The organism is Nonomuraea endophytica, assembly GCF_014203235.1.
GTDB classification, from domain to species: domain Bacteria; phylum Actinomycetota; class Actinomycetes; order Streptosporangiales; family Streptosporangiaceae; genus Nonomuraea; species Nonomuraea endophytica.
Map to the genome: position 1 here is coordinate 88,753 of NZ_JACHIN010000021.1, position 19,547 is coordinate 108,299.

The following is a 19,547-nucleotide window of genomic DNA, read 5'->3' on the forward strand; positions in this document are numbered from 1 at the left end:
TTTGTCACAGTGTTTGTCACAGTGCCTCCCTAGAGCTGGCGGAGCCGCGGCGGCGTAAGAGGGCGTCGAGCGCGACGGCGAGGAGGATGACGATGCCCGTGGCGAACAGGCTCCAGTTGATGGGGACGCCGAAGTACACCAGGCCGCTGGCGACCGTCCCGAGGATCACGGTGCCGAGCACGGAGCCCCAGACCGTGCCGGAACCGCCGCGCAGCGGGGTGCCGCCGATGATCGCGGCGGCGATGGCCTGCAGCTCGTAGCCCTGGCCGATGGTCGGCTGGCCGGAGGCGAAGAAGCCCAGCGTCAGCACGCCGGCCACCCCGGCCAGCGCGCCGGACAGCACCAGCACCTGGAGGCGTACACGCGGGATCGAGATGCCGGAGAAGCGGGCGGCGTCGGGGTTCGAGCCGATCGCGCGCACCCGGTAACCGAACGGCGTGGCCTTGAAGACCACGGTCAGCGCTACGGCCACCGCCGCCAGCACCCAGATCGAGGTCGGCAGGCCCAGCAGGTCGCCGCCGACCACCGTGAAGAAGGCGTCGTCACGCGGCAGCCCGGCCACCTGGCGGCCCTCGCTCAGCGCCAGGGCCAGGCCGCGGAACACCGACAGGGTGCCCAGCGTCGCGATGATCGACGGGATGCCGAGCGTGTTGCACAGCGCCCCGTTGACCAGGCCGAGCACGCCGCCCACGGCCACGGCCGCCACGGCGGCCAGCCACGGGTTCACGCCCGAGCGCATCATCATGCTGCCCGCGATGAGGCTGAGCGCGTAGGTGGATCCGACCGAGAGGTCCAGCTCGCGCATGGCCAGCAAATACGTCATGCCGCAGGCCAGCACGCCGACGAAGGACGCCTGCCGTACCACGTCGACGAGCTGCGCGCGGTCGAGGAAGGCGGGGTGGAACAGCCCGATGGCCACCACGAGCACGACGAGCACCACGACCACGCCGAACTCGTCCACACCGAGGACACGCTTCACGCCGTCTCCCTAGAACGGGTAGGTCTCGATCGGGCCCTGGACGGTGATCCAGCGGGTCTCGGTGAACGCCTCGACGTTGGCGGCGGCGCCGCCGAAGCGGGATCCGGTGCCCGAGTGGGCCACGCCGCCGAACGGGGCGACAGCCTCGTCGTCCACGGTCTGGTCGTTGACGTGCGCGATGCCGGTCGGGATGCGTTCGGCCAGGTCGAGGCCGCGCATGGCGTCGCGGGTGAGGATGGACAGCGACAGCCCGTACTCGCTGCCGGTGGCCAGCGCGACCGCCTCGTCCTCGTCGCGGAAGGTGAGCACGGGCGCCACCGGGCCGAAGACCTCCTGGGTGTAGACGGGGCTGTCGGGGGTGAGGCCGGTCAGCACCGTCGGGCGGTAGAACAGGCCGTCGTAGGTGCCGCCGGTGACCACCTCGCCACCCGCGCCGACGAGCGCGTGGACCTTGTCGCGCTGTCCGGCGTCGATGAGCGGGCCGAGCGCCACGTCCTGGGTGAACGGGTCGCCGACCGGCAGCGCGGCGGCCTTGGCGGCCAGCTTCTCGACGTATTCGGCGGCCACGGACGTGTGGACGAGGTGGCGGCCCGCGGTCATGCAGATCTGGCCCTGGTGGAAGTAGGAGCCCCAGGCACCGGCGGAGACGGCCCGGTCGAGGTCGGCGTCGTCCAGCACGATCAGCGCGGAATTGCCGCCGAGCTCCAGGTGTGCCCGCTTGAGGTGGCGGGCCGCCGCCTCGCCCACCTTTCTGCCCGCCGCCGTGGAGCCGGTGAAGGAGATCACCCTGACGTCCGGGTCGGCGACCAGGGCCTGTCCCACGTCCGGGCCGCCGGGCAGCACGTGCAGCAGTCCCTCGGGCAGGCCCGCGTCCTCGAAGACGCGGGCGATCGAGACGCCGCCGCACACGGCGGTGCGCGGGTCCGGCTTGAGCACGACCGCGTTGCCCAGGGCCAGGGCGGGCGCGACGGAGCGAATGGCCAGGATGAGCGGGGCGTTGAACGGCGCGATCACCCCGACCACGCCCGACGGCACCCGCCTGGCCAGGCTCAGCCGCCGCTTGGCCGTGGGCAGGATCTCGCCGATCGGCCGGGAGGCCAGCGCGGCGGCCTCGTGGCACTCCTGGGCGGCGATGTGGGTCTCGAAGCCCGCCTTGCCGCGGATGGAGCCGGACTCACGCATGATCCACTCGTGGAGTTCCGCCGCGTGCTGCTCGAAGGCCAGGCCCGCGCGGCGCAGCACGGCCGCGCGTTCCTCGAAGTTCGTTCTGGCCCATTCCGGCTGTACGGCCCGGCCGCGCCGGGCGGCGGCCGCGACGTCGTCCGGGGTGGCCAGGCCGATGGTGCCGAGGCGGGCGCCGGTGGCGGGCTCGGTGACGGGGGCGGTGGCTGCGGCGGGCGTCCAGGTGCCGCCGAACAGGCGTCCCGTCCAGGTGGACGGGTCGAGCAGGGTCATGGGGTGGGCCTCCTGCAGTTGTGGCCTTCGCTGGGTCAGGGGGCTATGGCGATGTCGAGGAGCAGCGGCTGAGTACGGTCCAGGAGGCTGGGGATGACGCCGTCGAGGACGTCCAGCAGCTCGTCGTGGCCGGTGATGCGGCGGGCCGGGCAGCCGAACGCGGTGGCCAGGCCGCTCAGGCTGACCTCCTCGAAGGGGGGCCACGGAGGCTTGCCCGCGTCCGCCGCCTCGGCCAGCTGGTCCATGACCGCGTACCTGCCGTTGGCCAGCACCACGAACAGGGCGCCCACCCGGTAGCGGGCGGCGCTCCAGAGGGCCTGGATGCCGTAGATCGCCGAGCCGTCGCCGACGACCGCCACCACCGGGCGGTCGGGGAGCGCCATACGCAGCCCCACCGCGGCGGGCAGCGCGAAGCCCAGGCCGCCCATGGCCGCCGACACGAAACCCAGGGGGCGCCTGGCCGGGAGCAGCCGGTGGAGCTCCGGCCTGGAGGACGGGGTCTCCTCGACCACGATGGTCTCGGGCGCGAGCCGTACCGCCAGGGCCGCCAGGACGTGCGCGGCCCGCAGCGGCTCGCCCACGCCCGGGTCCACCAGGCCGTGCGCGTCGGCGCGGTCCTGCTGGGCGGGCACCACCCAGCGGGGCTCCCAGGTTCCTTCCGCGGGCTCGTCCGTCGCCCACCGGCCGCCGCTCAGCATGGGCCCGCCGTCACCCGCGGCGGGTCGCCCGCTGGCGGCCCAGCGCGGGTCACCGGGTGCGGGCGTACCGAATCCGGTGTCGTGGGGTTCTTCGGCTGCCTGCTCGGGCTGGGGGTGCGGGGTGCCCGGGGCCGTCTTGTGTGGCGGAGTGGGGCGGGGGTGGAGGTGGGTGGGCAGGTGTTCGCAGACGGTGGCGGGCGAGGCGAGGATGGCCAGGTCGGCGGGGGCTCGGTGGGCCTCGGACGGGTCGTCGGTGACGACCGCGATCCGGGTGCCGGGGGTGACGATGTGACCCGGCTGGTAGGGGTTGTGGCGGAAGACGGGGGCGCCGACCGCGAGCACGAAGTCGTGGCCCGACAGGATCGTGCGCTGCTGGGCCCGGCCCGGGGGCAGGACTCCGGCGTACTGCGGGTGGTTCTGGGGGAAACCGGCCCTGGCGCCGAACGACTCCTGCCAGACCGGGCAGGCCAGCCGCTCGGCCAGCGTGACCAGGGCGGCCCAGGTGCGCGGGTGGTCGGCCCCGGCCCCGGCGACGATCACCGGGGTGGCGGACTCGTTCAGGAGCGCGGCCAGTTCGATGGCGGCGTCCAGGGCGGTCGCGCTGGGCCGTAGCAGCGTGCGGGGGGCGGCCACGACCTGGTCGGGCGGCATGACGCTGAGCCAGTCGTCCATCGGCACCACCACCAGGGCGGGCCCGCGGGCGGTCTGCGCCTCGTGCCACGCGCGCGCCACCGCCCCCGGCACGTCCTGGGCCCGCGCGGGCTGTGTCCGCCACACGGGGTACTCGCCCGCGAGCCCGTCGAGACGGCCGGTCAGGAACGGCTCCAGCGCCAGGTGCCGCCGGTCCTGCTGGCCGACGATCACGACCAGCGGCGCGCGGTTGACGCGGGCGGTGGCCAGGGCGCCGACGGCGTTGCCGAGCCCGGCGGTGGTGTGCACGATCGCCAGCGCCGGGCGGTCGGTGGCGATGGCGTGGCCGGTCGCCATCCCCACCACGGAGCCCTCGTGCAACGCGAGCACGAACGACAGGTCGTCGGGCAGCCCGGTGAGCAGGGACACCTCGCTGGAACCCGGGTTGGCGAAAAGGGTGGTCATGGCATAGCGCCGAAGCACGTCAAAGGTGGCGTCTCGGACCGTCTGCATCATCGCCTCGATGTTCGTATGCCGCACAGTCGTTCGCACAGTGTGCGTTTCCGTGACGGTAGGCGGTGATCGGGGTCACGTCAATGGATTGTTGTTCGCTGTCCATACGAATGTACGGATGGCGAACACGTTCTATAGTTACTTCATGGTAAGTAGGGACACTTCCGAAAACCGGGCGCCGGAACACGTGCAATCGCTGGCCAGAGGCCTGTCAGTGATCCGCGCGTTCGACTCCGAGCACCCCGCGCTGACGCTCGCCGAGGTGGCCAGAGCCACCGGACTGACCCGGGCGGCGGCCCGCAGGTTCCTGCTGACGCTGGCCGACCTGGGCTACGTGCGGACCGACGGGCGGTTCTTCACGCTCACGCCGCGGGTCCTGGAGCTGGGGTACGCGTACCTGTCGAGCATGTCGCTGCCCGAGGTCGCCCAGCCGCACCTGGAACGGCTGGTGGCCGAGGTGCACGAGTCCGCGTCCGTGGCCGTGCTCGACCAGGAGGACGTGGTCTACGTGGCCCGCGTCGCCACCTCGCGGATCATGCGGGTGACCATCAACATCGGCACCCGCTTCCCCGCGCACGTCACCTCCATGGGCCGGGTCCTGCTGGCCTGGCTTCCCCCCGCCGAACTCGACGCCTACTTCACCCGCGCGGAGCTGCGGCGGCACACCTCACGCACGCTCACCTCCCCGATCCAGCTCCGCGCCGAGCTCGATCGGGTACGCGCGCAGGGGTGGGCCATGGTGGACCAGGAACTGGAGGAGGGCCTGCGGTCGCTGGCCGCCCCCATCCGCGACTCGACCGGCCAGGTGGTGGCCGCGGTCAACGTCTCCACCCACGCCAGCCGTACCACCCCGGAGTCGGCCCGCCGCGACCTCCTGCCGTCCTTGCTGGCTACGGCGGCCCGCATCGAAACCGACCTCCACGCCACCGGCACCCCCCGCTTCCACGGCCGTCTCCCCTCCTAACCCCCTCCCCCGCACCCCTCGCCCCACCACGCGACACCCCGTTTCCCGGGAACCCCAAGGCGGGCAGCACCCTGCCCCGACGCGCGGAAAGGGCCAGCGGCATCCCGCCTCGGGCAGGCCTTGAGGAGCCCCGGGAGTCGAGGCGCGCTCAGGAGATCGGGTGGGTCAGGTGAGGGGGAAGCGGGGGTTGGTGGCGGTGAGGAGTGCCGAGGTGGGGGTGGTGTGCCAGATGGCGGTCAGTTCGTCGGAGACCGTCTGGGTGAGCTTGGCGACGTCCGTGGCCGCCGTGTCGTGCAACGCCTCCGCCACCACCAGCACCGTGGACGTCTCGGCCCGCACCGCCGAATACCCGCTCTGCCGGTTCGTCCACCGCCTCGCGTGCGCCCGCCCGGCCGCGTCGGCGAAGACGACCTCGCCGGGCTCCGGGTTCTCCATCTCCTGGGAGAACGTCTCGTAGGTCTCGTCCCCGGCAGCGGGCCGCACGGTCAGGTCGCCGGTCACCCGCGCGAGGTCGATGGCGGCCACCGGCACCGCGAAGGCCAGCGAGATCGCGTTGCACAGGTCGATCAGCGGGTGGATGCGCGGGAGTTCGCCCTCTTTCCTGAAGCGCCGCAGCAACGCCTCGGACGCGCACCGGTACTGGGTGGGCTTGAAGCCCATCGCGGCGAACGTCCGCCGCCAGGCCTGGATCTCCGGCAGGTCGGACTCGGTCCGCCCGGACAGCCGTTCGGCGGCGATCGCGCTGTATCTGGCCACCTGCTCGCCGACCTCGGCCGTGGCGTCGACGCCCTCAACGCGGACGACGCCGGCGGCCAGGCCGGGGTGGGCCGACCACATGGCGGCGGAGTGCTGGAAGTACATGGCCCATCAGCCTGCCGTGCCTCCGCCCCGGTCGACAAGACCAATCAGGGTGGCGCGAGCCGTACCATCACGCGGTCACAACAGGCCGGCGGCGGCGAGGAGTTTCTCGATGCGGCGGGTTTCGTCCGCGTTGAGGGGGATCTGGGGCAGGGCCGTGGTGGGGTGGTCGATGACGCCGCGCAGGCACAGCGCGGCCTTGAACGCGCCGAGCCCGGCCGAACTGCCGCCCATGCGTGACCCGCCGACGCGCACGATCTGGAAGAGCCGCACCAGCCGCTCCTGTTCCTCCTTGGCCGCGGCGGCGTCTCCGCGGGCCGCGGCGCTGGTCAGGCGGACGTAACCGTGCGGGTCGACGTTCCCCAGCCCGGGTACGACGCCGTCCGCCCCCATGGCCAGGGCGGAGTCCACGGTGATCTCCGACCCGGTCAGCACGCTGAAGCCCGCCGGGCGGCCGAGGATGACCTGGCGCATGGCTCCGTCGTCGCCGCTGGAGTCCTTGAGCCCGGCCAGCGCGCCGTCGGCGGCCAGGTCGAGCAGCAGGTCGGCGGTGAGCTTGGTGTGGACGGACACGGGCAGGTCGTAGGCGTAGACGGGCAGGCCGCCCCGATCGGCGAGGATGCGGAAGTGGGTGCGGATCTCGGTGGGGTGGGTGCGGGTGTAGAAGGGCGCGGTGGCGACGAGGGCGTCGGCTCCGGCGGCGCGGGCGGCGCGGGCGTGTTCCAGGACCCTCGGCGTGGTCATGTCGATCACCCCGGCGAGCACCGGCACCCGCCCGCCCACGTGGCCCACGACGGTCTCCAGCACGAGCGCGCGCTGGGCGTCGGTCAGGTACGCCACCTCCGAGGAGGAGCCGAGCACGAACAACCCGTCCACGCCCCCCTCCAGCAGATGGTCGATCAGCCGGACGAGCGAGGTGGCGTCCACCTCGTGCTCCGGCGTCATCGGGGTACATACCGGCGGAATCACACCGGTCAACATCATGCGCGCTCCTGGATCAGGTCGAGGTCTGTCGCCCCCGCGGTCACGGGGTGGTGGCAGTGGAAGAGATGACGGCCCTCATGATGTACGGCGGGCATCTCCGCGGCACAGGCGTCGTCGGCCCGCCAGCACCGGGTGCGGAACGGGCAGCCGCTCGGCGGCCTGGTCGCCGACGGCACCGCGCCGACCAGCGGGATCGGGTTGATCGGCGAGATGAGCCCGGGAGTGGCCGAGAACAGCGCCCGCGTGTACGGATGCCGCGCCCCGCCGGGCACGTCGGCGGCGGGAGCCTGCTCGACGATCCTGCCGAGGTACATGGTGACCACCCGGTCGCTCATCCGCCGCACGGTCTGAATGTCATGCGAAACGAACACGAGCGCCAGACCCAGCCGGGCCTTGAGGTCGAGCAGCAGGTTGAGTATCTGGGCACGAACGGACACGTCGAGCGCGCTGGTCGGCTCGTCGGCGACGACGAGGCCGGGCTCCAGCGCGAGCGCCCTGGCCACGGCGACCCGCTGCCGCTGCCCGCCGGACAGCTGGCCGGGCAGCGCGTCGGCGGCGCTCTGGGGCAGGCCGACGAGGTCGAGCAGTTCGCGTACGCGCTCGTCGCGCTGGCGCGGGGTGCCGCGGCGGTGCACGTTGAGCGGGTCGCGCAGCACCTGGGCGACGGGCAGGCGGCGGTTGAGCGCGGTGGCCGGGTCCTGGAAGATCATGCCGACGCCGGTGCCGATCAGCTCGCGGCGTTCGGACTCCTTCGTGGCCCACAGGTCCCGGCCCTGGACGCGTACGGTGCCCTCGGTCGGCCGCTGCAGCCCGACCAGCACCCTGGCCAGCGTGGACTTGCCGCACCCCGACTCGCCCACGACGCCGACGGTCTCGCCGGGCGCGACGGCCAGGTCGGCGGCGGTCAGCGCGTAGACGCGGTCGCGGGAGAACAACCCGCCGGAGCGGGCCTTGTGCACGACGTGAACGCCCGAAACCTCAGCTACAGGAACGGAGACGGCTGGTTCAGACATGCTCTTCTCCTCGGACTCCCGCCGGGGTGAGCGCGGGGTGGTGGCAGGCCACGGCGTGCGCGTGCGCGTCGCCCTCCAGCGGCGGCCGCGAGGTGTGGCAGAGCCCGCCGGCCATCGGGCAGCGGTCGGCGAAGCGGCACCCGGCGGGGAAGCCGGCCGGCGAGGGGACCACGCCGGGGATCTGGGTGAGCCGTTCGGCCCCCGACTCCAGTGACAGCACCGATCCGAGCAGCCCGCGGGCGTAGTGGTGCGCGGGCGCTCCGACCAGCGTGGCGGTGGCGCCGGTCTCGACGATCTGCCCGCCGTACATGACGACCACGCGGTCGGTGACGTCGGCGACCAGCGCGAGGTCGTGCGAGACGAGGACGAGCGCGAACCCGAGCTCCTCCCGCAGCCGCAGCAGCAGCTCGATGACCTGGGCCTGCACGGTGACGTCGAGCGCGGTGGTGGGCTCGTCGGCGACGATCAGCTTGGGCTCGCGCGAGAGCGCCATGGCGATGAGGACCCGCTGCCGCTGCCCGCCCGACAGTTCGTGCGGGTAGGCGGAGAGCGTGCGGGCGGCGTCGAGGCCGACCATGGCCAGCAGTTCGGCGGGCGGGCGCCGGCCGCCGCGCCGGGTGAGCTGCTTGAGCTGGGCGCGGATGGTCATGGCGGGGTTCAGCGAGGACAGCGCGTCCTGGTAGATCATCGCCATCTCGTGGCCGAGCAGCCGTCTGCGGGCGCGGCGCGGCAGGGCGATCAGTTCGCGCTGGTCGAAGCGGATGTGCCCGCTGACCCTGGCCTCGCGCGGCTGCAGGCCCATGATGGTCAGCGCGGTCAGCGACTTGCCGCAGCCGGACTCGCCGACCAGGCCGAGCACCTCGCCGGGCCGTACGTCGAAGGAGATGCCGTCGACGATGTCCACGCCGCCGTGGCGGTGCTCGAAGCCGATCGCGAGGTTCTCCACGGCGAGGATGGGCGGCCCCGTGGGCAGCGGGCGGGCCCGCTCGGCCAGGCGGCGCGCCGCCTCCTCCAGGCCGGGCAGCTCGGTGATCTGGCCGGAGCCGGGCACGGCCCGTTCGAAGGCGTCGTCGTCGCGGGCGGGCGGCGCGGTGCGGGCTGCGGGCGCGGCCCAGGCGTCGGAGATGCCCTCGGACAGGATGTTCAGCGAGAGCACCGTGAGCAGGATCAGCAGGCCGGGGAAGACCGTGGCCCACCAGCCGCCGAGCAGCACCATGTTCTTGCCGTCGGCGATGACGCTGCCCCAGGAGGGGTCCGGCGGGCGTACACCGGCGCCGATGAACGACAGCGACGCCTCGAACACGATCGCGTCGGCGACCATCACCGTGCAGAAGACCAGCACGGGCGCGGCGGTGTTCACCGCGACATGCCTGATCACGATGTACGGCGTGCGCGCCCCGATGACCCGCTCCGCGGCGACGTAGTCCTCCCCGTACTGGGCCAGCACGTTGGCGCGCACGACGCGGGCCACGGACGGCATGTACAGGAAGGCCATGGCCATGACGAGCACCGGGACGCTGCCGCCGAAGACGGCGACGAGCACGGCGGCCAGCGCGATGCCGGGGAAGGCCATGACCACGTCGAGCAGGCGCATCAGCGTCTCGTCGACGGCCTTGCGCGAGGTGGCGGCGATCGCGCCCACGACCGCGCCGGCCAGCAGGGCCAGGCCGGTGGCGCCGAGGCCGATGAGCAGGGAGAAGCGCGCGCCGTACAGGAGCCTGGACAGGATGTCGCGGTTGGCGCTGTCGAGCCCCATCCAGTGCGCGGCCGACGGGCCGCCGCCGGCGGCCTCCTGGAAGTACGGCGAGTGCGGCGCCAGCAACGGCGCGAACAACGCGGAGAGCACGACCAGCGCGATCACCACGACGGCCGCCCACGACAGCGGCGGCAGGCGGCGGAAGGCGACGCCCGGCCGGGCCAGCCGATCGGCGAGTCCTCGTCTCATGCGGCGCTCCTGAGGCGGGGGTTGACCAGCAGATACAGGATGTCGACGACCAGGTTGACCAGCATGAACCCGATCGCGATGGTCAGCACCACGCCCTGCACCACGGCCGGGTCGCCGTCGCGGACCGCGTTGATCATGAGCTGGCCCATGCCGGGCAGGCCGTAGATCTGCTCGATCACGACCGCGCCGCCGATGAGGTAGCCGATGCGCAGGCCGAGCACGGTCAGCGGGTTGATGAGGGCGTTGCGCAGCACGTTGCGGCCGACCACGACGACCGGCGGCAGGCCGCTGCCGATGGCGGTGCGGACGTAGTCGCGGTCGAGCTCCTCGACCATCGAGGTGCGCACGATGCGGATGAGCTGGGCGGCGACGGGCAGCGACAGCGACAGGGCGGGCAGCGTCATCGAGCGCAGCCAGCCGGCGGTGGAGTCGGCGGGGTTGATGTAGCCGCCGGTCGGGAACAGCCCCTCCCCCACGGCCAGCCATTGGATCATCAGCAGCGCCAGCCAGAACGCCGGGGCGGCCACGCCGATCAGCGAGACCAGGCGGATCACCTGGTCGGGCCAGCGGTCGCGGAACAACGCCGCGGTGACGCCGAAGACCAGCGCCAGTACGGTCGCGACGGCCAGCCCGAGCAGGGTGAGCTGGAGCGTCAGCGGCAGCGCGGTGAGCACGGACTCCAGCACCGGCTTCTTCGTGAGCACGCTGGTGCCCATGTCGCCGGTGGCCAGTTCGCCGACGAAACGCACGTAGCGCACCGGCAGCGGGTCGAGCAGGCCGTTCTCCAGCTGGAACTGGCGGATCTGCTCGGCGGTCGGGTTGGCGCCCTGGAAGTAGGCGTACTCGGGCTTGCTGGAGGAGAAGCGCATCACGATGAAGACGAACGCGATGACGCCGAGCAGCAGCGGGATCAGGATCAGGACGCGGCGGAGCAGCATCCGGGCGACGAGGATCATGTCCTCTTGGCCTGCAGGAGGTTGATGCCCGGGTAGGCCTGGGCGCGTACGCCGGACAGCTTCTTCGGGTCCCAGGCGGTCATGAGCTCGGTGTGGACGACCGGGTAGAGGACGGCCTGCTCAGCGATCACATCCAGATATTTCTGGACCAGGGTGGTCTTCCGGGCTTTGTCCGGCTCGCGGGTGGCCTCGTCCATCATGCGGAACAGGTCCTTGGCGTCCTTGCTCGCCTCCCAGTGGGAGTACTTCATCCACAGGCCGTCGGGCACGTAGTTGTAGTGCAGGATCAGGTCGGCGTCCATGCCGAACTGGTTGGGGTTCGAGGCCGCCGCGACCACCTGGTAGTCCTGCATCTGGTCCATCTTGGCGAACAGCGCCGCGGTGTCCTGCGGCTCCAGCGTGGTCTTGACGCCGATCGCCTCCCAGGACGCGGCGATCGTGGGCAGGCAGTCGGCCAGCCAGCTCACGTTGACCGCCATGAGGTTGACGGTCAGGTTGGTGACGCCCGCCTCCTTGAGGAGCGCCTTGGCCTTGTCCGGGTCGTGGTCGTAGACGACCGCGGCGCGCTTGTGGTCCGGGTGGCCCTCGTTGAGGAACGAGCTGGAGGGCGTGCCGTGGCCCTTGAGCGCCACGTCGATCATCTTCTTGCGGTCGATGGCGTAGTGGAGCGCCTGCCGTACGCGCACGTCGTCGAAGGGCTTGGCGGCGGTGTTGAACATGAGGAAGAGGTGGTTCATGCCCTTGCCGCCCTCGACGTTCAGGCCCTGCTGCTTGAGCCGGTCGATGTTGGCGTAGGGGATGTTGTCGGCGATCTGGGCCTCGGCGCCACCGCCGGAGATCTTGGCCACGCGGGCGGCGGCGTCCACGATGGTCAGCCAGTTCATGCGCTTGGCGGTGGCCGGGCGCGGGCCGTTGTAGCCGGCGAAGGCCTCGAAGGCGGTGTTGGACTTGGGGTTGTGCGCGGTCATCTTGTACGGCCCGGAGCCGACCGCCTTGCCGCCCTTGGCCGCGTCCCAGCCGCCGGCGGCGCCGAAGACGTGCTTGGGCATGATCTTGGCGATGGTCAGCCGCGGCGCGGCGTCCGGGAAGGGGAAGTTGAAGACCAGCTCGACGCTGCGCTCGCCGGTCTTCTTGACCTCCTTGAGCCAGGCCTTGAAGAAGTTGCCGACCAGCACGTTGGCCGCCGGGTCCAGGACCCGCTCGAAGGTGAAGACCACGTCGTCGGCGGTCACGGGCTGCCCGTCGTGCCACGTGGCGCCCTCGCGCAGGGTGAAGGTCCAGCTCGTCGCGTTGAGGTCGGCCGGCAGCGCCGTCGCCAGCGCGGGGTACGGCTCGCGCGTGATCGGATCGGTGTCGAGCAGGCCTTCGTAGATGTGGGTGATGCCGGCCATGGCGAAGGCCGACGCCGTCTGGGTGGGGTCCCAGCTCTGGTCGTTGCCGTAGCCGATGACGGCGGTGATGAGGTCCTTGTCCGATCCGGCGCCGACGGAGCCGGTCGAGGCGGGGCCGCCGCTGCAGGCGGCGACGGAGGCGACGACCAACGCCGAGGCGCTGGTGTAGCGCAGGAAGTCGCGGCGGCTGAACTCAGAGCTCACGGATGCCTCCTGGGGGATACGCTGGCCGGATGTGGCCAGGGGTAGAACGTGGGACATCCCATGTCCTATCTTGTGCGTAACGTGGACGCTAAGCCGGGAGACAGCTTGCGGTCAACGGATGGTTTCCGGAATGTTACGCAGTGATCGCCAAGAAGGGGCTCTACATGCGTTCACGACCCAGCCGTGCCGTCGAGGCCCAGGAGGCCGTCAAGGAGATCATTCTCGGGCGCGGCCTGGCCGCTGGAGACCCCCTGCCGACCGAGTCCGAGCTCATGGAGGAGCTCGGCATCAGCCGCAACTCGGTCAGGGAAGCGCTGAAGGCGCTCCAGGCCGTCGGCATCGTGGACATCCGCCACGGCTTCGGCATGTTCGTCGGCCGGATGTCGCTGGCCGGCCTGGTGGACGAGCTGACCTTCCACAGCCGCATCACCCTGCAGGACGGCCGCAGCCACATCGCCCACCTCGTCGAGATCCGCGAGATGCTGGAAACCGGCTTGGTCCAGAAGCTCATCGACCTCGGCTCGGATGCCGACCTGTCGGCCGCCGCCGAGGCCATGGCCAGGATGGAGGAGGAGGCCGAGCGCGGCGGGGTCTCCCCCGAGATCGACCGGCTCTTCCACGACGTGCTCTACCGCCCGCTGGGCAACCCCCTGGTCAGCCAGCTGCTCGGCGCGTTCTGGGACGTCTACCACCAGTTGCGCGACCAGATCGGCGCCCCGGACGAGACCCCAGCCGACGTCGCCCGCCGCCACCGCGACATCTACGCCGCGGTGACGGCCGGCGACAAGAGCGCAGCGATCGCCGCCGTCCACGCCCACTTCGAGGGGGTACGCAACCGGGTGGCCCGGCTAGGCTCCGTGGGATGAGCTTCGATCTGGCCGTGTGGTTCGAGGACGAGCCGATCACGCCGATGCGTGCCACGGCCAAGTTCCTCGACTGGTGCGAGGAGCCCTCGGAAGACCACTCCTCGCCGGACCCGCGGGCCGAGGTGGCGGCCTTCCTGGACGAGCTGACCGCCCGCTACCCCGACCTGACCGCGGACAACTACGCGGGCTCGCCCTGGGCCGAGCCGCTGACCGTGGCCGAGGACATCGTGCTGGCCAGCGCCGTCTTCCCGCGGGCCGCCGAGGTGTGCAGGACGGTGTTCGAGCTGGCCGGGCGGCACGGGCTGCTCGTCTTCGATCCGCAGTCGGGCAGCCTGCACGTCCCTCAGAGGTAGACGCGGGGGTCGGCGCGCAGGCCGCGCGTCAGCCGTACCTTGATGAACTCGTTGTCGTCGGCCGCGCCCGCGGTGCGGCCGGAGGAGAACGGGAAGTTGTTGTCGTTCAGGATGCCCAGCGTGCGGTCGTCGAGGATGATGACGTCCTCGATGGTCTGGAACGGGAAGGTGAAGGTGCCGCCGCCCGGGGCCGCGAGGTCGAGCAGGTCGGCCACCTGGGTCTTGTCGAGGGCGCCGTCGCCGTCCCTGTCGCGGGTGTCGGCCAGGTAGACGCGCTTGAAGCGCGCCTCGGCCCCCTGCAGGTTGTCCCGCTCGATGATCAGGAACCGGTGGCGGTCCACGGCGATGGCGTCGCCGATCGCGTGCGAGGGGTCCTCCATGCGATAGGTCCAGCGGCGCTCGGCGTAGGAGCGCACGCGCAGGTCGAACTCGTACATGCGCAGCGTGCCCGCGGGGTCGCCGGTCACGGTCCCCTCCAGCAGCGGGTAGAGGCGGCGCCCGTCGACGGACCTGGCCATGCCCTCGAAGCCCTTGCTGCGGCCGAGGTTCGGCTGCCCGCCGTTGAGGTCGGGGTTCTCCGGGGCCTTCACGCCGGGCAGCGGGACCGGAGCGTCGAGCAGTTCACCGCGCTCGTTGGCGTGGAGCAGGAACGGGCCGAACTCGTCGCCGAACCAGTAGGTGCCGTCCAGCGAGCGCACGATCGACTCGACGTCGAAGTCGGCGCCGGTCAGCTTGCGGTCGGGGCGGACGAGCGGGAAGGGCACCACCTTGCGGGGGTCGGACAGGTTGAAGCCGCCGCGCAGGCTCAGCTTCTTCGTCCGGAAGTCGGGGCGCACGTGGTGCACGCGCAGCAGGAAGTCGGCGCTGTTGGCCCGGGAGCCGAAGCCGTGTCGGACAGGACGTCGTAGCCACCGTCGTGGCGGCGGGCGATGCCGCTGAAGCCCTGCACGGGCTGGCCGGGGAAGGGCGGGGTGATCCCGTTGACGGGCGCCGTGCCCAGTTGCGCGCCGGACCGCTCGCTGCCCGGCACGTACGTCTGCGCGGGCAACGACGCGAACCCGGCCAGCGCGGCCCGGCCGAAATCGCGCTCGGGGGTGGCGGCGGCCGGGACCGCGGCGGTCCCGAGGGCCAGCGCGCCGGCGCACATCAAGATGGCGAAACGTCTCATGGCGCGCACCCTAGGCCGGTCAGGTGACGGGCTGCCCAACAACAAGCGAACCGCCTCTGCGCGAGAGCGCTCTCATTGAGGTTGACACGGCTTTAACCGTATGTTTCCTTCAGGTGTGAGAGCGCTCTCTGCACTATCCACCCCCCGCTAGGAGCAGTGATGCCGCGCCGTCGTCTCGCCGTCGCCGCCGCCGCCTTGTCGGCCGCCTTCTCCCTCGTCCTGTACGCCGCTCTCGCCGCCTCGGCCGCCGTGCCGCCCCCGCCCGCCGGGTGGTCGCTGGTCTGGGCCGACGACTTCAACGGCCCCGCCGGATCGTTACCGGACTCCGGCAACTGGATCATCGACACCGGTCACTCCTACCCGGGCGGCCCCGCCAACTGGGGCACCGGCGAGATCCAGAACTACACCGCCAACCCCTCGAACCTCAGCCTCGACGGAACCGGCAACCTGCGCATCACCCCGCTCGGCGCCAACCGCGACTGGACCTCCGCCCGCATCGAGACCCGCCGCTCCGACTTCAAGCCCGCCGACGGCCGCGTCCTGCGCATCGAGGGCCGCATCCAGATGCCCAACGTGACCGGGCAGGCAGCGCTCGGCTACTGGCCGGCGTTCTGGGCGCTCGGCTCGCCGTACCGGGGGAACTACTGGAACTGGCCGGGCATCGGCGAGTTCGACATCATGGAGAACGTCAACGGCATCAACTCGGTGTGGGCCGTGCTCCACTGCGGCGTCGCGCCCGGCGGGCCGTGCAACGAGTTCAGCGGCCTCGGCGCCAACCGCGCCTGCCCGGGCGCCTCCTGCCAGTCGGCGTTCCACACCTACCGGTTCGAGTGGGACCGCAGCGTCTCGCCCAACCAGTTGCGCTGGTACGTGGACGGCCAGCAGTTCCACTCGGTCAGCCAGTCGCAGTTCGACGCCGCCACCTGGAACAACATGACCGGCCACGCCGGTTACTTCATCCTGCTGAACGTCGCCATGGGCGGCGCCTTCCCCGACGGCGTGGCCGGCTTCTCCACCCCCACGGCGGCGACCGTCTCGGGCCGTCCGATGGTCGTCGACTACGTGGCCGTCTGGCAGAGCGGCACCACCGGCCCCACCCCCACCGGCCCCACTCCCACCAACCCGCCGGGTGACGTGGACGCCCGCTCCACCATCCAGGCCGAGCGCCACCAGGCCCAGTCGGGCACCATCGTCGAGACGACCACCGACACCGGCGGCGGTCAGAACGTCGGCGCGATCACCAACGGCGACTGGCTGAGGTTCGACAACGTCAACTTCGGCGGCACCGCCGCCACCCAGTTCCGCGCCCGGGTCGCCTCCGGGGCCGCGGGCGGGGTGAGCGGGCTGGTCCAGGTCCGCCTCGGCAGCCCGACCGCGCCGCCGATCGGCGACTTCGCGCTGGCGAACACGGGCGGATGGCAGAGCTGGCGCACCATACCCGCCAACGTCTCACCGGTGACCGGCACCCACACCGTCTACCTGACCTTCAGCAGCGGCCAGCCGGCCGACTTCGTCAACGTCAACTGGTTCACCTTCTCCACTACCTGACCCGCACGCAGTACGCGTTGAGCGGGGTGGTGAAGTCCCGCAGACGGTACTGGGTGGCACGGGCGTCGGCGTAACCGGCTCGCCCGAGCGTCACCAGGAAAGGGCTCCGGCTGGCGCCGAGCCTGACGAAGGCGGTCGCCCACGTGGCGTAGAAGCCGTCTCCGACGATCGGCGCCAGCGAGGCGCTCGCCATCGCCGCGCACGCCTCGCGGTCGGCGACCGTGCCGGGCGGGCCGGGCGGCGGGACGGCGTTGCCCGGGCTGTCGAAGGTGCTGTTCTGCCGGGAGTCGGCGAAGCCGTACTGGAGCAGCCAGGCCGGCGCCATCCCGGCGACCCACAGCACCGACGCGCCCAAAGCGGCGACCGCCAGCGTACGGCGCAGCCACGCGCGCGCCGGGCGCACCAAGGGCCGGACGGGAGCCGGCGACGCCAACGCCACGAGCGCGCGCACGCCGCTCACCGCACCCGCTCCCAGCAGGCTCACCGGCACCCCGAAGCCGAGCACGCCGATACACAGCGCGGTGAACTGGGACAGGAGGTCCGTCGCCACGCACTCCCCGGTGGAACACGTCCGGGCCAGCGGCTCCCAGACGATCGCCACCGAACAGGCCAGCCCCCCGGCGACCGCCGACAGGACGGCGTGCGAAGCACCCAGCCCGCGCCCGGTGAACGCCGACACCACGACCGCGGTGGTCGCCTGCAGCAGCCCCATGACGACGATGATCGCGGCGGCCACCGCCATCATGTCGCCGAGCGAGTCGGTACGCACGCCAGGATCGAACCCGGCGATCAGCGACAGCAGCATCGGCTCCGGCGTGGCCAGTTCGGCCGCCACGACCAGCGCCGTCAGGACCGCGGCGGGGGCGAGCGCCACGAGCGGCCGGACCCGGGCGGCCGGCAGGGCGAACTCCAGCGGCGAGTCCAGATACAGCCGCCGCCCCCGCGCCCGCGAGGTATACAGCAGCCAGGAGCCCAGCGGATACAGCGCGGCCAGGAGCAGGACGGTCAGCCGCCCCGAGTCGAACACCGACACCAGCATCGCCCAGACGGCCGTGCCGGTCGCGCGCGTCTCCAGGCCGATGGCGGCGGACATGACCCAGACGCCGAGAAAGGACCCGAACAGCAAGGTGGCCGGCGCCAGGGCGCCCAGATAGACGGGGACCAGCGTGCGCGACCTCGCCACGGGCAGCCACGCGTCGGCGCACGCCGACAGCCAGCGCACGAACGCCACGCACAGCACGAGCAGGAAGCCCGCCATGACGGCGGCGGCCACGGGCGCGGCGGCGATGGACTCCGCCCAGGACAGGCGCATCCGGCTCGGCGCGCCCAGCAGGCCCAGGACGACGCCCGCCGCCAGCGCCACCCCCGCCGCGACGCCCCTGGGCGCCGGCCGGCCGGCCGCCATGGCCGCGAGCGTCGCCCGGAACGCCCCGGCCAGCAGGATCGCCGCCACCGGCAGACCCGCGAGCAACGCGCTCACCTGATAGGCGAGCTGGTCCACGTTGCTCAGCCAGAGGCTGACGAACTCCATCAGATGCGGCAGCACCAGCCCGGCCGCGATCCCGGCTCCCAGCGCCTCACCCGGCATCCACCGCAGCAGCCGCCCCGGCTGCCGGACCACCTCGGCCCGGTCGGCCGCGCGCGGATGCAGGCGCAGCAGCCTGACCAGGCTGCCCTTCACATCGCCCCAGGAGTCGACGGGCATGCCGCCGGACATCGCCGCCCGCACGTCCGCGTAGTGCTCGCGGGCACGCAGCACCGACGCCGCCAGCAGGACGACCAGGACGGTGCCGAGCAGGGTCCTGATCGACAGGGGCGCCAGCCGTACCGGGTCGGTGATCGCGGTGTGGATCAGCAGCGGCGCGCCGACCAGCACCGCGAAGACCCACACGGCCGAGAGTGTGAGGTTGGTCAGGTCCACGTCGCGGTTGCGGAGGTGGGCGAGCTCGTGCAGGACGATCGCCTTCAGGTCGCTCCGGTCGCCGCGCCGCCCGGCCTCGTGGAGCGTTCCGATGTTGAGGCGGAGGTAGTAGCGCGGGTAGCGGCCGAACGCGCGGCCGCCCGGCGTGCCGCGGTTGGCGTCGAGAAGCACCTCAGGTGTACGGCGCAGCCCCTCCTCGGCCGCCAGCCCGGCGACCAGGCCGGACAGCTCCTCCCCCGCGGGCACCAGGTGCTGGCGGGCGATCGTCAGCCGGGGCCTGACCAGATACAGGAGCACGATCGCCGCGGCCACCACCAGCATGGCCCCCAGCGCGACCGCGGCCCGTTCCAGGCCGACCGCGCGCAGACAGCCGAGGTAGCCCGCGGCCAGCGTCCGCGCGTCCTGGCCGCCGGTCCGGGCGGCGGCGTCGGCGGCGAGGTCGCAGGGCGCGTAGGCCGCCCGCCACTGCGAGGCGCCGCCCGCGACCAGGTCGAAGGAGGAGGCCGCGGCCGCGAGCACGATCGTGACCAGCAGGATGAAGCGGGAGGTGGTCGCCGCCGGTAACAGGAACGGGTTGCCAGGACGCTCCCCGCCGTTCACTGGGGAGGGGTCCAGTCTCGGCGGCTCCAGCGGTCCACGGCGCGTTCGGCGATGGCCTCAGCCTGGTCGCGGCCGGCGGCCTCCAGTTCCTTGGCGATGCGCCGCCTGGCCGGGTCGGCGGAGTCGCCCAGTTGGGGCACCGGCGTGTCGGGGCCGCCCACCCTGCGGCGCTCGCGCCAGCGCCGCAGCCTGGACCTGCCGTCGCGCACGCTCATGACCACCATCTCGGTCATGAGCCCGCCGACGACGCCCCACAGCAGGTTGGTGAGGGTGGGGTCGCCCAGGTCGATGCCGGAGGCGCCGGGCTCGTCGCGGGCCCGGCGCGCGCGGCGGGCGGCTCCGGGGGCGGCGAAGTACACGCCGCTCATCAGGTCGAAGTCGGGGAGTTCCTGAGGGGCGAACTCGGCCACCAGCGCGCGTACGAGCGCACGGCGATCACCGTCACTGTCCGTCGTCACGCCCGCACTGTAGATCGGCCCGCCGCCTCCGGAGAAGCATTGA

General features: G+C 72.3%; 17 protein-coding genes. 4 read left to right on the forward strand and 13 right to left on the reverse strand.

Going from position 1 to position 19,547, the window contains the following annotated elements; all coding sequences use genetic code 11:
* Positions 1–16: 16 nt before the first annotated feature.
* The 3 genes from HNR40_RS47765 to HNR40_RS47775 are packed head-to-tail and all read right to left on the reverse strand — an operon-like array spanning position 17 to position 4,278.
* A complete protein-coding gene (locus HNR40_RS47765) occupies positions 17–979 on the reverse strand; it encodes an ABC transporter permease (protein WP_184973872.1) in 963 nt (320 codons plus the stop codon).
* A 9-nt stretch (positions 980–988) separates the two neighbouring features.
* Positions 989–2,434 carry a benzaldehyde dehydrogenase gene (locus HNR40_RS47770; protein WP_184973874.1) on the reverse strand — a complete coding sequence of 482 codons (1,446 nt, stop codon included), beginning with the start codon at positions 2,432–2,434 and terminating at the stop codon, positions 989–991.
* A 35-nt stretch (positions 2,435–2,469) separates the two neighbouring features.
* The gene (locus HNR40_RS47775) at positions 2,470–4,278 is read right to left on the reverse strand and encodes a thiamine pyrophosphate-dependent enzyme (protein ID WP_221341705.1); all 1,809 of its coding nucleotides are present in this window, start codon (positions 4,276–4,278) and stop codon (positions 2,470–2,472) included.
* Positions 4,279–4,420: 142 nt separating this feature from the next.
* On the opposite strand from HNR40_RS47775, the gene HNR40_RS47780 reads away from it, so the two are divergent.
* Positions 4,421–5,239, forward strand: a complete 819-nt coding sequence (locus HNR40_RS47780) for an IclR family transcriptional regulator (protein WP_184973876.1) — start codon at positions 4,421–4,423, stop codon at positions 5,237–5,239.
* Positions 5,240–5,404: 165 nt separating this feature from the next.
* Here the strand turns inward: HNR40_RS47780 and HNR40_RS47785 are convergent, their stop codons facing one another.
* The 6 genes from HNR40_RS47785 to HNR40_RS47810 all read right to left on the reverse strand — a co-directional run bounded on the left by HNR40_RS47785 (position 5,405) and on the right by HNR40_RS47810 (position 12,590).
* Complete coding sequence (locus HNR40_RS47785) at positions 5,405–6,100, reverse strand: B3/B4 domain-containing protein (RefSeq protein WP_184973878.1); 696 nt, start codon at positions 6,098–6,100, stop codon at positions 5,405–5,407.
* A 75-nt stretch (positions 6,101–6,175) separates the two neighbouring features.
* Positions 6,176–7,081: a dihydrodipicolinate synthase family protein gene (locus HNR40_RS47790; RefSeq protein ID WP_184973880.1), complete on the reverse strand. Its 906-nt coding sequence runs from the start codon at positions 7,079–7,081 to the stop codon at positions 6,176–6,178.
* Entirely contained in the window at positions 7,078–8,094 is a 1,017-nt protein-coding gene (locus HNR40_RS47795; RefSeq protein ID WP_184973882.1) for an oligopeptide/dipeptide ABC transporter ATP-binding protein, read from the reverse strand. Before HNR40_RS47795 ends, HNR40_RS47790 begins: the two co-directional genes overlap by 4 nt.
* Positions 8,087–10,039, reverse strand: coding sequence for a dipeptide/oligopeptide/nickel ABC transporter permease/ATP-binding protein (locus HNR40_RS47800; RefSeq protein WP_184973883.1), 1,953 nt, complete (start codon positions 10,037–10,039; stop codon positions 8,087–8,089). Before HNR40_RS47800 ends, HNR40_RS47795 begins: the two co-directional genes overlap by 8 nt.
* A complete protein-coding gene (locus tag HNR40_RS47805) occupies positions 10,036–10,995 on the reverse strand; it encodes an ABC transporter permease (RefSeq protein ID WP_184973885.1) in 960 nt (319 codons plus the stop codon). Before HNR40_RS47805 ends, HNR40_RS47800 begins: the two co-directional genes overlap by 4 nt.
* The gene (locus HNR40_RS47810) at positions 10,992–12,590 is read right to left on the reverse strand and encodes an ABC transporter substrate-binding protein (protein WP_221341706.1); all 1,599 of its coding nucleotides are present in this window, start codon (positions 12,588–12,590) and stop codon (positions 10,992–10,994) included. Before HNR40_RS47810 ends, HNR40_RS47805 begins: the two co-directional genes overlap by 4 nt.
* Positions 12,591–12,754: 164 nt before the next feature.
* Between HNR40_RS47810 and HNR40_RS47815 the strand changes: the two genes are divergently transcribed.
* Positions 12,755–13,456 (forward strand): FadR/GntR family transcriptional regulator, encoded by a 702-nt coding sequence (locus HNR40_RS47815; protein WP_184973889.1) that lies wholly within the window; start codon positions 12,755–12,757, stop codon positions 13,454–13,456.
* Positions 13,453–13,809 carry a hypothetical protein gene (locus tag HNR40_RS47820; RefSeq protein WP_184973891.1) on the forward strand — a complete coding sequence of 119 codons (357 nt, stop codon included), beginning with the start codon at positions 13,453–13,455 and terminating at the stop codon, positions 13,807–13,809. The genes HNR40_RS47815 and HNR40_RS47820 overlap by 4 nt, the downstream gene beginning before the upstream one ends.
* Here the strand turns inward: HNR40_RS47820 and HNR40_RS47825 are convergent.
* Both HNR40_RS47825 and HNR40_RS54005 read right to left on the reverse strand, forming a co-directional pair.
* On the reverse strand, positions 13,800–14,654 hold the full coding sequence (locus HNR40_RS47825; protein WP_221341707.1) for an esterase-like activity of phytase family protein: 855 nt from the start codon (positions 14,652–14,654) through the stop codon (positions 13,800–13,802). The genes HNR40_RS47820 and HNR40_RS47825 overlap by 10 nt on opposite strands.
* A complete protein-coding gene (locus tag HNR40_RS54005) occupies positions 14,615–14,977 on the reverse strand; it encodes a hypothetical protein (protein ID WP_221341708.1) in 363 nt (120 codons plus the stop codon). Before HNR40_RS54005 ends, HNR40_RS47825 begins: the two co-directional genes overlap by 40 nt.
* 159 nt (positions 14,978–15,136) lie before the next feature.
* Between HNR40_RS54005 and HNR40_RS47830 the strand changes: the two genes are divergently transcribed.
* Positions 15,137–16,525 carry a glycoside hydrolase family 16 protein gene (locus HNR40_RS47830; protein ID WP_184973893.1) on the forward strand — a complete coding sequence of 463 codons (1,389 nt, stop codon included), beginning with the start codon at positions 15,137–15,139 and terminating at the stop codon, positions 16,523–16,525.
* On the opposite strand, the gene HNR40_RS47835 is transcribed toward HNR40_RS47830, so the two are convergent.
* On the reverse strand, positions 16,518–19,046 hold the full coding sequence (locus tag HNR40_RS47835) for a M48 family metalloprotease (protein WP_184973895.1): 2,529 nt from the start codon (positions 19,044–19,046) through the stop codon (positions 16,518–16,520). The two genes, HNR40_RS47830 and HNR40_RS47835, sit on opposite strands and share 8 nt — an antisense overlap.
* The gene (locus tag HNR40_RS47840; RefSeq protein WP_184973897.1) at positions 19,043–19,504 is read right to left on the reverse strand and encodes a hypothetical protein; all 462 of its coding nucleotides are present in this window, start codon (positions 19,502–19,504) and stop codon (positions 19,043–19,045) included. Before HNR40_RS47840 ends, HNR40_RS47835 begins: the two co-directional genes overlap by 4 nt.
* Positions 19,505–19,547 lie beyond the last annotated feature (43 nt).

What these genes read in the sequence shown, in the direction of transcription:
- HNR40_RS47820 (WP_184973891.1), top strand. Translation starts at nt 13,453, where the DNA reads ATGAGCTTCGATCTGGCCGTGTGGTTCGAGGACGAGCCGATCACGCCG.
- HNR40_RS47800 (WP_184973883.1), bottom strand. Translation starts at nt 10,039, where the DNA reads ATGAGACGAGGACTCGCCGATCGGCTGGCCCGGCCGGGCGTCGCCTTC.
- HNR40_RS47785 (WP_184973878.1), bottom strand. Translation starts at nt 6,100, where the DNA reads ATGTACTTCCAGCACTCCGCCGCCATGTGGTCGGCCCACCCCGGCCTG.
- HNR40_RS47815 (WP_184973889.1), top strand. Translation starts at nt 12,755, where the DNA reads ATGCGTTCACGACCCAGCCGTGCCGTCGAGGCCCAGGAGGCCGTCAAG.
- HNR40_RS47830 (WP_184973893.1), top strand. Translation starts at nt 15,137, where the DNA reads ATGCCGCGCCGTCGTCTCGCCGTCGCCGCCGCCGCCTTGTCGGCCGCC.
- HNR40_RS47775 (WP_221341705.1), bottom strand. Translation starts at nt 4,278, where the DNA reads ATGATGCAGACGGTCCGAGACGCCACCTTTGACGTGCTTCGGCGCTAT.
- HNR40_RS54005 (WP_221341708.1), bottom strand. Translation starts at nt 14,977, where the DNA reads ATGAGACGTTTCGCCATCTTGATGTGCGCCGGCGCGCTGGCCCTCGGG.
- HNR40_RS47770 (WP_184973874.1), bottom strand. Translation starts at nt 2,434, where the DNA reads ATGACCCTGCTCGACCCGTCCACCTGGACGGGACGCCTGTTCGGCGGC.
- HNR40_RS47805 (WP_184973885.1), bottom strand. Translation starts at nt 10,995, where the DNA reads ATGATCCTCGTCGCCCGGATGCTGCTCCGCCGCGTCCTGATCCTGATC.
- HNR40_RS47795 (WP_184973882.1), bottom strand. Translation starts at nt 8,094, where the DNA reads ATGTCTGAACCAGCCGTCTCCGTTCCTGTAGCTGAGGTTTCGGGCGTT.
- HNR40_RS47780 (WP_184973876.1), top strand. Translation starts at nt 4,421, where the DNA reads ATGGTAAGTAGGGACACTTCCGAAAACCGGGCGCCGGAACACGTGCAA.
- HNR40_RS47790 (WP_184973880.1), bottom strand. Translation starts at nt 7,081, where the DNA reads ATGATGTTGACCGGTGTGATTCCGCCGGTATGTACCCCGATGACGCCG.